Genomic DNA, 13,269 nt, shown 5'->3' with positions numbered 1-13,269 from the left:
CCGGTGACCTCCATCCTCTTCATCGTGTTCCTGCCGCTGCTCGCCGCGATGGTCGCGGGGCTCGGCAACAAGGCGATCGGCTTCGTGCCGGCAAAGCTGATCACGACCGGCGCGCTGTTCGCATCGTGCCTGCTGTCGTGGCCGATCTTCCTCGGCTTCCTCGCCGGCACCAACACCGCCACGGTCGTGCCGGTGCTGACCTGGATCGTCAGCGGCGACATGGCGGTCGACTGGTCGCTGCGCGTCGACCAGCTGACCGCGATCATGCTGGTGGTCATCACCAGCGTCTCGGCGCTCGTCCACCTCTATAGCTGGGGCTATATGAGCGAGGACCCGGATCAGCCGCGCTTCTTCGCCTATCTCTCGCTGTTCACCTTCGCGATGCTGATGCTGGTGACCGCGGATACGCTGGTCCAGATGTTCTTCGGTTGGGAAGGCGTCGGCCTCGCCAGCTACCTGCTGATCGGCTTCTGGTTCCGCAAGCCCTCCGCCAATGCCGCCGCGATCAAGGCATTCGTCGTCAACCGCGTCGGCGACCTCGGCTTCATGCTCGGTATCTTCGGCACCTTCCTGGTGTTCGGCACCGTATCGATCCCCGCGATCCTCGCCGCCGCGCCGGGCATGGCCGGATCGACGATCGGCTTCCTCGGCATGCGGGTCGATACGATGACTGTGCTCTGCCTGCTGCTGTTCGTCGGCGCGATGGGCAAGTCGGCGCAGCTCGGCCTCCACACCTGGTTGCCCGACGCGATGGAAGGCCCGACCCCGGTGTCGGCGCTGATCCACGCGGCGACCATGGTCACCGCGGGCGTGTTCATGGTGTGCCGCCTGTCGCCGATGTTCGAAACCTCGCCGGCCGCATTGCATGTCGTGATGTTCGTCGGCGCCGCGACCTGCCTGTTCGCCGCGACCGTCGGCATGGTGCAGACCGACATCAAGCGCGTCATCGCCTATTCGACCTGTTCGCAGCTCGGCTACATGTTCTTTGCCGCAGGCGTCGGTGCCTATGGCGCGGCGATGTTCCACCTGTTTACGCACGCTTTTTTCAAGGCGCTGCTGTTCCTCGGTGCCGGTTCGGTCATTCACGCGATGCACCACGAGCAGGATATGCGCTATTACGGCGGCCTGCGGAAAAGCATCCCGCTCACCTTCTGGGGCATGATGATGGGGACGCTGGCGATCACCGGCGTCGGCCTGCCCGCGGTGTTCGGCAACCCGCTCGGCATCGGTTTCGCGGGCTTCCATTCGAAGGACGCGATCATCGAGGCCGGCTGGGCCGCGGGCGAGCCCGGCGTGTGGTTCGTCGGCGTGCTCGTCGCGCTGATCACCAGCTTCTATTCGTGGCGCCTGATGTTCCTCACCTTCTGGGGGACACCGCGCTGGGCCGCATCGGAGCATATCCAGCACGCGCTCCATGACTCGCACGGCCATGATCACGCGCATGACGACCACGCGCATGGCGATACCCATGGTCACGCCGGTCATCACGCCGATGAGGCGCATGCCAATCCGGCCAAGGCCGAGGACAGCGGCGATCATCCGTCGACGCACGGCCCGTCGCAGCAGGACCTGCCCGCCGGCACCGGTGGCTATCATCCGCACGAGAGCCCGTGGCCGATGCTGGTGCCGCTGATCCTCCTGTCGATCGGCGCGATCGCGGCGGGCTTCGTCTTCCACGGCTATTTCATCGAGCCGGAAGCGGGCGAGACGTTCTGGAAGGGCGACATCGCCTTCCGTGAGCATTTGATGCACGCGATGCACGAGGTTCCGACGATCATCAAATTGTCGGCGACGATCGCGATGCTGCTCGGACTGTTCACGGCCTGGTATGCCTATATCAAGTCGCCGAGCTTCCCGGCCGCGGTCGCGGATCAGTTCCGCATCCTCTACCGTTTCCTCGTCCACAAATATTATTTCGACGAACTCTATCACCTCATCTTCGTCCGTCCCGCCTTCGCCATCGGCCGCCTGCTGTGGCACCGCGGTGACGAACAGACGATTGACCGGTTCGGGCCGAACGGCTCGGCGTGGGTGGTGCAGCTCTCCAGCCGTCTCGCGGGCCGGCTTCAGAACGGATATGTCTATACCTATGCCTTCGTCATGCTGATCGGTCTGACCGCCGTCGTCACCTGGGCGATCGCACAGTGAGCGGGTTCCCCATTCTCTCGATCATGCTGCTGATCCCCGCGGTCGCAGCGATCGCCTGCCTGTTCGTTCCCGCCGCTACCGCGCGGATGCTGGCTTTGGCCGCGACGCTGGTCGACTTCGTGCTCGGCATCATGCTGTGGGCGAATTACGACATCGGCGGAGCGCAGTGGCAGTTCGTCGAGCAGGGGCCGCGGCTCGGTTTCTTCGGCTGGAACCTCGGTATCGACGGTTTCGCGCTGATGCTGATCATGCTCAGCGTGTTCCTGATGCCGATCTGCATCGGCGCGAGCTGGCGTGCGATCACCAATCGCGTGCCGGAATATATGGCGGCGTTCCTGCTGACCGAAACGCTGATGATCGGCACCTTCGCGGCGCAGGACCTGTTCCTGTTCTACCTGTTCTTCGAAGCCGGTTTGATCCCGATGTACCTGATCATCGGCATCTGGGGCGGGGCGAACCGCATCTACGCGAGCTACAAGTTCTTCCTCTACACGCTGCTCGGCTCGCTGCTGATGCTCGTCGCGATGCTCTACATGGCGCAGACCGCCGGCACTTCCAGCATCCCGGCATTGCAGGCGTACGACTTCCCGGCGCATGTCCAGACATGGCTGTGGCTCGCCTTCTTCGCCTCGTTCGCGGTCAAGATGCCGATGTGGCCCGTCCACACCTGGCTACCCGACGCACACGTGCAGGCGCCGACCGCGGGTTCGGTCATCCTGGCAGGCGTGCTGCTCAAGCTCGGTGGCTATGGCTTCCTGCGCTTCAGCCTGCCGATGTTCCCCGAGGCTTCGGGCGAGCTGACGTGGCTGATCTTCGGCCTGTCGGCGGTGGCGGTGATCTACACCTCGCTCGTTGCGCTGGTGCAGGCCGACATGAAGAAGCTGATCGCATATTCTTCCGTCGCCCACATGGCGATCGTGACCATCGGCCTCTTCGCCTTCAACCGGCAGGGGATCGAGGGCGCGATGATCATGATGCTCAGCCACGGGCTGGTGTCGGGCGCGCTGTTCCTGTGCGTCGGCGTGATCTACGACCGGCTGCACACGCGTGAGATCAGCCGCTATGGCGGCCTCGCGATCAACATGCCGCGGTATGCGCTGTTCTTCCTGTTCTTCACCATGGCGTCGATCGGCCTGCCGGGGACCAGCGGCTTCGTCGCCGAGTTCCTGGCGCTGATGGGCACGTATCAGGTGTCGACCTGGATCGCCTTGCTCTGCACGACCAGCATTATCCTCGGCGCGGCGTACATGCTGTACCTCTACCGCCGCGTCGTCTTCGGCGAGATCAAGTCGGAGGATGTGCGCGAGATGCAGGACCTGTCACACCGCGAACTCTGGCTGCTGGCGCCGATCGCCGCGGTCGCGCTGTGGATGGGCGTCTACCCCGAAAGCTTCCTCAGCCCGATGCGCAAGGATGTCGGCGTGCTGCTCGCCCGGATCGACCGCGCGACGCCCGCCTCCGATTCCCAGCCGACTGCCGGCAAGCCCCTAACTGCGGCGCATGCCGCCGCCCACGGACAAGCCCACTGATGGATTACGCCGCCAATCTCGCCATGACCCTGCCCGAGGTGATCCTCGGACTGGGCGCGATCGTCCTGATGCTGGTGTGCGCCTGGGGCGGCCCGGCCTCGACGCGCGCGGTCTCGTGGACGGCCGTCGTCATTCTGGGCGGTGCCTGCCTTGCCCTGCTCGGGCCGGCCGGCTCCGGTGGACCCGCGTTCGACGGCCTGTACCGCGCCGACGCCTTCGCTGCCTTCGCCAAGGTGCTGATCTTCATCGCCGCCGCGGTCGGCATCCTGATGGCGCCAGATTTCTTCCAACGGACCAGCGGTGACGATCTCCGCCCCGAATATCCGGTCCTGATCCTGCTCTCCGCAGCGGGTATGGGCATGATGGTGTCGGCGAGCGATCTGCTCACGCTCTACGTCGGCCTCGAACTGCAATCGCTGTCGGCCTACGTCCTCGCGAGCTTCATGCGCCGCGACACGCGTTCGGCCGAAGCGGGGCTCAAGTATTTCGTGCTTGGCGCACTCGCCAGCGGTATCCTGCTCTACGGCATCAGTCTTGTGTACGGCTTCTCGGGTACGACGCTGTTCCCCGGAATCGCTGCGGCTTATGCGGAGGGCAATTCGCTCGGCCTGCTGTTCGGCCTCGTCTTCGTCTTCGCGGGCATCGCGTTCAAGATCTCGGCGGTGCCGTTCCACATGTGGACGCCCGACGTCTACGAAGGCGCACCGACCCCGGTAACCGCCTTCTTCGCCTCCGCTCCCAAGGTCGCGGCGATGGGCCTCGCGGTCCGCGTCGCCGTCGAGGCGATGGGTCCGGCGACGGATCAGTGGCGTCAGATCGTGATCTTCGCCGCGCTCGCCTCGATCGTACTCGGCGCGGTGGCGGCGATCGGTCAGACCAACATCAAGCGGCTGCTCGCCTATTCGTCGATCAACAACGTCGGCTTCGCGCTGGTCGGCCTCGCGGCGGGCACGCCTGAGGGCGTGTCGGGCGTGCTCGTCTACATGACGATCTACATCGCCATGACGCTCGGCTCGTTCCTGGTCGTGCTCCAGATGCGTGACGACGACGGTCAGCCGGTCGAGACGATCGCCGCGCTGTCCGGCATGTCGCGGACCCGCCCGGGCCTCGCCGCAGCGCTCGCCATCTTCATGTTCAGCCTGGCCGGCATCCCGCCGCTGTTCGGCTTCTACGCGAAGTTCGCGGTGTTCGACGCCGCCGTCCGCGCCGGCCTGTTCCCGCTCGCGGTGATCGGCATCGCCGCCTCGACGATCGGCGCCTATTACTACCTGCGCGTGGTCAAGACGATGTACTTCGACGAACCCGCGCCGGCGTTCGCCAAGGGCAACAGCCCGGTCGAGGGCGGGTTGATCGTCCTCACCGCAGCCTTCGTGTCGCCGCTCGGCTATCTCGCCATCCCGCTGCTCGGCGGCTGGACGATGGCGGCGGCCCGCGCGCTGTTTCCCGCGATTTGACGATCCGGACCGTCGCGGAGACGGGATCGACCAACGCCGATATGCTCCTCCTCGCCCGGCAGGGCGCGGAGGAGGGGCTGTGGCTCCGGGCCGAGCGCCAGACCGCCGGCCGCGGACGGCAGGGCAGGGCATGGACCTCGCCCGCCGGCAACCTCTACGCCTCGACGCTCGTCCGTCTGCGGCCGAGCGATCCGCCTCCGGCCACGCTGGCGCTGGTCGCGGCGGTCGCGTTGCACGAAACGGTCGGTGTCTTCGGTATCGGCGCGCAGCTTAAATGGCCCAACGACCTGTTGGTGGCAGGCGCCAAGCTGTCCGGCATCCTGCTAGAACGCAGCGACAACGCGGTAGTCGTCGGGATCGGCGTCAACCTCGCCGATCATCCTGAACTGCCGGACCGGCCGACGACCAGTCTGGCCGCGCAAGGCATATCCGCCGCGCCGGAGTTGTTCCTCGACGTCCTCACCGAAACCTTCACCCGCTGGCTCGCACGTTCGCGCGGGGAGGGCCTTGCGGCGATCCGCACAGCATGGCTCGCCGCCGCGCATACGATCGGCACCGCACTCTCGGTCCGCTTACCCGATGGCAGCGCCCAAGACGGCCTGTTCGACGGCCTCGACGCAGACGGTGCGCTGATCCTGCGCTTGGCGTCGGGGCGACGGCATGTCATTCACGCCGCAGACGTGTTCCTGCTGTGAGGGATTGACGATGCTGCTCGCCGTGGATGCCGGCAATACCAATGTCGTGTTCGCGCTGGTGGAGGGCCGCACCATCAAGGCACGCTGGCGCATCGCCACCGATCCGCGCCGCACCGCCGACGAATATGCGGTGTGGCTCAGCCAGCTCCTCGCGCTCGAAGGCTATGATCGCAGCCAGATCGACGCGGTCATCATCGCCACCGTCGTGCCCCGCGCTCTCCACAATCTGCAGGTTCTCAGCGCGAAATACTTCAAGACCGAAGCCCTGATCGCCGGCCGCGCGCCGGTCGAATGGGGCATCACCATCGACGTGGACGAGCCCACGAGCCTGGGCGCCGACCGCGCCGTCAATACCATCGCAGCTCACGCACTGCACGACGGCGACCTGATCGTCATCGATTTCGGCACCGCCACCACCTTCGACGTCAGCGACTATAGCGGCGCTTACAAGGGCGGGATCATCGCCCCCGGTATCAACCTGTCGCTCGACGCTCTCGTCAGCGCCGCAGCCAAGCTGCCCCGCATCGCGATCGAGGCGCCCGCCACCGACAGCGTCATCGGCCGCAACACCGTGGATCAGATGGCCATCGGCGTCTATTTCGGCTATATCGCGATGATTGAAGGGCTGGTCGCGCGGATGAAGGCGGAAATCGGCCGCCCGGCCAAGGTGATCGCCACCGGAGGCCTCGCCACGCTCTTCGAACAGAACACCGACGTCTTCGACGTCATCGAGCCAGACCTGACGATCCAGGGGCTGGCGATCATGTACCAAAACGCCCATATCGGCTGAGACGCGCTCGCGCCATCAATCGGCCTGCGGGCGACAACGAATTCACGAAAGTCATCAATGACCCCCAAGAACAACGAACTTCTCTTCTGCGCCCTCGGTGGCTCCGGCGAGATCGGCATGAACGTCAATCTCTACGGCCATGCCGGCAAATGGCTGATGGTCGATTGCGGCGTCACCTTCGCTGACGCGGCCTATCCCGGCATCGACATCGTCCTCCCAGACCTGTCGTTCATCGAGGATCGCATCGACGACCTCGTCGGCATCGTCCTGACCCACGGCCATGAGGATCATATCGGCGCGTTGCCGTACCTCGCCGAGGACCTCGGTGTGCCGCTGTACGCGACGCCGTTCACCGCAGGTCTGATCCGTGGCAAGCTGGAAGAGGAAGGCAATGCCAACCGCGTCAAGCTGCGGGTCATCCAGCCGAACAAGGAAACCGGCGTCGCCGGCGTTCAGATCGGCCCGTTCGGCGTCAGCTTCGTCGAACTGTCGCACTCGATCCCCGAACCCAATGCGCTGGTCATCGAGACCAAGGCGGGCCGCGTGTTCCACACCGGCGACTGGAAGCTCGATCCTACCCCGGTAATCGGCAAGCCGGTCAGCCCCGAACACCTGACGCGGATCGGCGATGCTGGCGTCGATGTGCTCGTCTGCGATTCGACCAACGTCTTCAACAAGGAAGCGTCGGGGTCGGAAGCCTCGGTCCGCCGCGGCCTCGCCGAACAGATCGCCAAGGCCAAGGGCCGCGTGCTCGTCACGTCGTTTGCGTCCAATGCCGCGCGCCTGCACACGCTGGGTGAAGTTGCGCGTGAGACGGGGCGCAAACTGTGCGTCACCGGCCGGTCGCTCGACCGGATCCTGAAGGTCGCGCAGGCGACGGGCTATCTCACCGATTTCCCCGACACGATCGATCCCGACACCGCGATGCGCCTGCCCAAGAACAAGGTGCTGATCGTCGCCACCGGTGGGCAGGGCGAACCGCGCGCGGCGCTGGCGCGCGTCGCCGACGGATCGCACACGATCAGGTTGGAGATGGGCGACACCGTGATCTTCTCATCGAAGCAGATCCCCGGCAACGAGGTCGCGATCGGCAAGATCCAGAACACGCTGGCGGGCAAGGGCGTGGTGATGATCACCGAACGTCAGGCGCACGTCCACGTCTCGGGTCACCCCGGCCGCCCCGAGCTGGCGCAGATGTACAAGTGGATCCGTCCGCAGACGCTGATCCCCGTTCATGGCGAGATGCGCCACATGATGGAGCATGCCCGTTTTGCGCTCACCGAGGGGGTGCCCCACGCGCTGGTGCAGAGCGACGGTGATGTCGTCCGCCTGATCCCCGGCAAGCCCGAAAAGATCGGCAACGCGACGGTCGGTCGTCTGGTGCTGGACGGCGACGTCATCCTGCCCGCGGACGGATCGACGATCAACGAACGGCGCAAGCTCGCAATCAACGGCCAGATCTCGGTCGCGGTGGCGATCGGCAAGAATGGCCAACCGCTTGGTCGTCCGCAGATCCGCGTCAACGGCGTGCCTGTTGAGGAGGACCGTGCGGCGTTCATCGAGGATGCTGCCGGAGCCGCTGCCGATGCGCTGAAGGGCCAGAAGCGGGAACTCGACCGGCGCCGCGAAGACGTCCGGCTCGCGGTTCGCAAGGTCGCGACGCGCTGGACCGGCAAGAAGCCGATCGTCGATGTGCTGATCGTCGAGGCATAATCCGCGATGAAGTGGACGTCGATGCTGGCGATCTACGTCCTCTTCTGGGCGTTTTCGGTGTTTCTGGTGCTGCCGTGGGGCGTGCGCACGACGCGTGAGGCCGGGGGTGACCACATCCCCGGACAGGCGGAAAGCGCCCCGCACGAATTCCGGCTTGGTCGACTGCTCGTCCGCGTGACCATCGTCGCAACGCTGTTGTTCGCGTTGTTCGTCGCCAATTATATCTATGGCTGGTTGACGCCGCAGATGCTCGACCTGTTCAATCGTGACGAGGTCTACAAACAGATGTGACCGGCGACCTGCCGAGAATATTACATGTCATTGCTGCGTCGGCGATTGCGCGGTTTCATCGGGTTATAGGGACCGGAACGGGGCTATCCTGCGTTTACGTTTCTCCCTCGTCGAAAGGCCCGCCATCGTGAACCCGACTTGCCTCCAGACGCTTGAGCTCCTCGCGCGAGCCCTGCGCCTGATGGACCGTGAGGGCATGCATCAGATCGCGGCACGGATCGCAATGGCGATCGACGATCTGGCGGCCGAGCCGGTGTGCGAGGATCGACCGACGATCAATTGAGGCGGACAACACCAGCATCAAGGGCTTGCATGTTCAGCCTGGCACGTCTCACCCGGCGATATTCCGGAATACGTGGTTATGCCGAGAAAGACCGGGAAGCCTGCCGCAGTACTCATGGTTACTCAGAGCTTCCATAACGCGTCAGTTCTTATCGTCTGGGCTATACTCTCTTGGCATCGGCCGGAATCCGCTTGCAGGCGCTTTACGGCTACTGATGTCGGCGACAGCGTGCTTCACTGTAACTGGCCCCGATGGTTGCGAGGAAGAGCAAGAGGTCCGTATGAATAGGGGACAGCCGCTCAACAAACCTTGGGTGGCGAGATATCGGAAACCCAATTTGCCGATCCGAATGCAAATCTGCGCAGACGGGCTTGAATAGCCACCGATTGCGCATCAGCGCAGCCGTTCAATCGCCTGCGCCAGAGCGACGTACAATTTGCCCATGTCGGACGACAGCAAGGTCACGCTGAGCGGCGACCCGTCACGTTGGGCGAGGATGGTGCGCAACATGCTTTCGAAATCGTGGATATAACGATTCACCGCCTCGCGGAACGGCGTATCGTCATCATACAGTCGCGCGATGTCGCGGGCATCGCCGGGTTCGAGCACGCGCACCGCACGGCGGGTGAAGACGCCGCGATCGCCCTTCAGATACGCCGCCCACGCGCTGTCCGACACTTCGGGCGCGAATGCCTTGGTAATGTCGATCGATGCCGAATGGAGTGATTCGATCAGCAGCGATGCGCGACGGGCAAAGGTGTCGCGTTCGGCTTCGTCCCGTTCGCTACGCGCGTCCTCGATCCGCGTTTCGACGATCGCCGTCTGATCGAGGATCTGTTGCACCTGCGCCGACAGCCGGTCCGTCGCGCGCGTGGCGGCATCCACCGCGTGGCCGGTAGCGTCGACGATCGCGCGAACCTGCCGTTCGACGGTGTCGCTGGTGGCACGGCGCATCGCCTCGGCGCTGGCCGCTTCCAGCTGGCTTGCAGCGTCCGGGATGACCGTTGCCAGCGTTTCGCGCGCCTTGTCGGCCGCAACGGCGGCCGTGTCCCGGACGCGGAGCAGGGCATCGACCAGACGCGGTGCGGCCTCTTCGGCGAAGCGATGCGTGCGATCGATCGTCTCATCGACCATCATACCCAGTGCGTCGGCCTTGGCGCGGCCGTCGCTCAGGGTCTGGAGCAACGTGCCGGATAATTGATCGACCGTGCGGCGCTGTTCGGCGATCACGCCGGCAATCGCCTCGATCGCGTCGTGCGTGCTTTCGGCCGCCGTCACCAGCGCCAGCAGTTCCGGCTTGGCGGCGCCCACGACCTGCTTGCTTGCGGTGATCTTGACGTCCAGCCGTGTCAGCGCGTCGGGCAGCGTCTCGTCGATCTCGCGCGCGGCCGCATCCAGCGCGATCAGCAGTGATTCGGTCGTACCGATCGTGCGGGTCGCCATCGCATCGCCGGCCTTCAATGCCTCGGTCATTGCGTCCGCGGAACCGCCAAGCGCGCTGATCGATGCGGCAAGCAACTGCGAGCGTTCGTTACCTTGCGTATGGAGGATGTCGAGCCGGCTTTCGACGCGGCCGATCCCGGCATCGAGTCCGGCCAGCAATGTGTCGCTGGCAGCGCGCTGATCCTCCAGCCGCAATGTGACGCGATCGATGACGTCCTCTACCGCGACGATCCGTTCGGCCAGTGCCTCCGCACTGTCGCGGGCGGCGCTGTCGAGTGCAGCCTGATTGGCACGCAGCATCGCCAGCATCGCATCGCCCTGAGTCGCGATACCCTTGCGCGCTTCGTCCACCGCGTCGGCGGTACGACCGAGGAGGGCATCGACCGCCGTCGACATATCGGCTGTTACCGCTTCCAGACGGGCACCGGCGGTTTCGCTGGTCGCCTCCATACGCGTAATGTGTGCAGCGAGCTTCTGCGCAGCGCTGCCCGCCACCAGATCGGCATCGCGACCACGTTCGGCCAACGCCGCGAGTTGCGCCTCGAGCGCCGCCGCATGCGCGCTGGCAGACAGTCCGGTCTGCTCGAGCATCTGCTGAACCGCATCGACATCGGCCTTCGCGCGCGGCAGCGACGCGATCAAGACGCCCAGGCTCGCCTGCGCTTCTGTCGCCGCATGGGACAGTGCGTTGGCATGAGCGTCTGCCTGACCGATTTCCAGCGTCAAGCCGCGGCCGATCGCCGTGAGCCGTTCGTTCGCGCCGTCGCCCATCGCCATCAACGTCGTGATCTGTTCGGCCAGTTGCCGACGATTGGCGTCGAGCGATGCCGAGATCGCGGACATCGTCCGTTCGAGGCTCGCCGCCTCTGCCCGCATGCCGTGCGCGGTTTCATGGAATCGGCGAGCCTCGCGCCGGCTGGTCCGCATCGTGAGCAGATAGATCACGCCTACCAGCGTCGGGACGACGGCCAGCGTCGCGAGGAACTGGGCAAGCGCCACCGGCGTCATGAATGCGATCTGATCCCGTGCGAACCACAGCATCCCGACGAGCCATGCCACACAGACGCCAATCGCGACGGCGGGAGCCAGCCAGCCGATCGTGCGGGTTTCCGGTTCGACGGCTTCGGTCCAGACCATCTCGTCCCTGCTTTCGTACTGGTCTTCGCGGGCGTGCCCACCCATCGATTCGTGGCTTGCGTGGCCCCGTGCGTCGCTGATGGCGGCGGCGTCCGCCCGGATGTCGATGATCATGGAACCCCCGTTCGTACGCGCCCAGCCTAACCGTCTTCGCGCACGTCATAAAGCGAAACCGCAACACTTGATTAAGCACCGTCGCGCTACAGCCCCGGCATGGCTTATGATCCGGGTGCGATCGATGCGGCGTTGGCGGCGGCAGTGGGTGACGAACCCGCGCTGATCGCCGAACTGCGGCTGGCGTTCGTCGAAAGCGCCGGGCGCGCGCTGGCCGCGCTGGAAGCGGCCCGAACGCACGAGGAATGGCGGGACGCCGCTGCACGTCTGAAGGGACTTGCCGCCAGCTTCGGCGCGATCCGGCTGATGGCACTTGCCGCGGAAGCATCCGATCGGATGGGCGATGCCGCAGTGATGGCGAAGCTGAAGCGGTCCGTCGCGCGCCTTTGATGTCACCGCCGTCGAACTCGCCCGGCCCGGCCGTGCGCATGCCGTTTCGACCCTAGGCACCGGCACCAACTCCGCTTAACAGCGGGAGAATGCTCGCCGGCCTCCTTTTCGCCATGCACGATGCGGATGATCGACCCGCGATGTTGACTGCGACGCTACCGTTCGGCGGGGTGACGCTGGTCGAATATCAAGCACGCTTGCTGCTTGCCGCCGGTGCATCGCAGATCGTCATCCTCGTTGCGCGACTGACCCCCGAACTGCTCGGCGCCATTGCCCGGATCGGCAGGCGTGGCATCGCGGTGGATACGGTACGCACGGCGGCGGAAGCGGCGGAAAAGTTGCATCCGCTATCGCGCATCCTGATGCTGGCCGACGGGCTGACCACGACCGAGGCGACGCTGGCGATGCTGGCGCGCGAGGGCGGCGATGCCTTGCTGGTGATGCCCGAGGATCAGGCGGGGCAGGGGTATGAACGGCTTGGTGGCGGAACGGTCTGGGCCGGAGTGGCACGGCTGGAACCGAGACGGGTGAGCGAGCTTGCCGCGATGCCGCGCGATTACGACGTGCAATCGACATTGGTCCGGCTCGCTTCGCAGGCGCGGGCAGTCCATGTGGTGCTGCAGCCCGACGCGATGCGCGGGGGCCATGGCGTGGGCCATTCGGGGGCGGCGCTGGACATTCGTAGTCGGGCCGCCATGGCGTCGATGATTTCCGGACGCCGCGGCTGGTTCGAACGCTTCATCATCGCCCCGCTGGCCCGGGCGCTGGTGCCGATGCTGGTCCCGCGTCGCGTGCCCGCCGGTGCGGTGGCCGCAGGGGCCGGTGCCGGCGGTTTGCTGGGGCTGGCGCTGGTGGCTTTCTCGCATCCGGTCGCGGGGCTGCTGCTGTGCGTGCTGGCATCGATGGGGTTCTCGCTTGGTGCGATTCTCGCCGATCTGCGCGACGAACCGGCCGTACGGCGGGGGCTGGATGCCGCCGCCGTTGCGCTCCCGGGGCTGGCGGCGCTAGCCTATGGCTACGATGCGTCGCAGTTCAGCGGCGACGGGGCGCCGTGGGTTTTGGCGATCGGCGTCATCGTGCTGGCGGTGTTCGCCGAACGCGCTGCCGACGGGATCGAACGCCGGACGTGGTGGGGCAGCGCCGCGGGGTATCTGACGCTGGTCTGGCTGGGTGCCGTGCTGGCCGCTCCGGTGGCGGGACTGGGTGTCGCGGCGACCTATGCCGCCGCGACTGCAGCATCAGCGATCGAACGATTGCGGCGGGAGCCTTAGCGCTCCTTTAA

Annotated in this window: 11 protein-coding genes; 9 read left to right on the top strand and 2 right to left on the bottom strand. The window is 65.6% G+C overall.

The window, feature by feature from the left end; genetic code table 11:
* Positions 1-3: 3 nt before the first annotated feature.
* Genes nuoL through NF699_04650 form a run of 7 tightly spaced genes read left to right on the top strand, consistent with a single transcriptional unit; the run spans position 4 to position 8,620 of the window.
* Complete coding sequence (nuoL, locus tag NF699_04680) at positions 4-2,148, top strand: NADH-quinone oxidoreductase subunit L (protein USU05982.1); 2,145 nt, start codon at positions 4-6, stop codon at positions 2,146-2,148.
* Positions 2,145-3,677, top strand: coding sequence for an NADH-quinone oxidoreductase subunit M (locus NF699_04675; protein USU05981.1), 1,533 nt, complete (start codon positions 2,145-2,147; stop codon positions 3,675-3,677). Before nuoL ends, NF699_04675 begins: the two co-directional genes overlap by 4 nt.
* On the top strand, positions 3,677-5,131 hold the full coding sequence (gene nuoN / locus NF699_04670; GenBank protein USU05980.1) for an NADH-quinone oxidoreductase subunit NuoN: 1,455 nt from the start codon (positions 3,677-3,679) through the stop codon (positions 5,129-5,131). The genes NF699_04675 and nuoN overlap by 1 nt, the downstream gene beginning before the upstream one ends.
* Before the next feature lie 41 nt (positions 5,132-5,172).
* Positions 5,173-5,826 carry a biotin--[acetyl-CoA-carboxylase] ligase gene (locus NF699_04665; protein ID USU07000.1) on the top strand — a complete coding sequence of 218 codons (654 nt, stop codon included), beginning with the start codon at positions 5,173-5,175 and terminating at the stop codon, positions 5,824-5,826.
* A gap of 10 nt (positions 5,827-5,836) precedes the next feature.
* Entirely contained in the window at positions 5,837-6,616 is a 780-nt protein-coding gene (locus tag NF699_04660; GenBank protein USU05979.1) for a type III pantothenate kinase, read from the top strand.
* 57 nt (positions 6,617-6,673) lie between these two features.
* Complete coding sequence (locus NF699_04655; protein USU05978.1) at positions 6,674-8,329, top strand: ribonuclease J; 1,656 nt, start codon at positions 6,674-6,676, stop codon at positions 8,327-8,329.
* Positions 8,330-8,335: 6 nt separating this feature from the next.
* On the top strand, positions 8,336-8,620 hold the full coding sequence (locus tag NF699_04650; GenBank protein ID USU05977.1) for a DUF1467 family protein: 285 nt from the start codon (positions 8,336-8,338) through the stop codon (positions 8,618-8,620).
* Between the two features lie 94 nt (positions 8,621-8,714).
* On the opposite strand, the gene NF699_04645 is transcribed toward NF699_04650, so the two are convergent.
* Together NF699_04645 and NF699_04640 are read right to left on the bottom strand one after the other, a co-directional pair.
* The gene (locus NF699_04645) at positions 8,715-8,921 is read right to left on the bottom strand and encodes a hypothetical protein (GenBank protein ID USU05976.1); all 207 of its coding nucleotides are present in this window, start codon (positions 8,919-8,921) and stop codon (positions 8,715-8,717) included.
* A 375-nt stretch (positions 8,922-9,296) separates the two neighbouring features.
* A complete protein-coding gene (locus NF699_04640; protein USU05975.1) occupies positions 9,297-11,597 on the bottom strand; it encodes a hypothetical protein in 2,301 nt (766 codons plus the stop codon).
* Between the two features lie 99 nt (positions 11,598-11,696).
* On the opposite strand from NF699_04640, the gene NF699_04635 reads away from it, so the two are divergent.
* Together NF699_04635 and NF699_04630 are read left to right on the top strand one after the other, a co-directional pair.
* The gene (locus NF699_04635) at positions 11,697-11,987 is read left to right on the top strand and encodes an Hpt domain-containing protein (protein ID USU05974.1); all 291 of its coding nucleotides are present in this window, start codon (positions 11,697-11,699) and stop codon (positions 11,985-11,987) included.
* A 140-nt stretch (positions 11,988-12,127) separates the two neighbouring features.
* Positions 12,128-13,258 carry a hypothetical protein gene (locus NF699_04630; protein ID USU05973.1) on the top strand — a complete coding sequence of 377 codons (1,131 nt, stop codon included), beginning with the start codon at positions 12,128-12,130 and terminating at the stop codon, positions 13,256-13,258.
* Positions 13,259-13,269: the final 11 nt, after the last annotated feature.

The sequence above is a fragment of the Sphingomonadaceae bacterium OTU29LAMAA1 genome (genome assembly GCA_024072375.1).
In the GTDB taxonomy this organism is placed as follows: Bacteria; Pseudomonadota; Alphaproteobacteria; order Sphingomonadales; family Sphingomonadaceae; genus Sphingomonas.
This window is presented reverse-complemented; position numbering and strand designations above follow the sequence as displayed.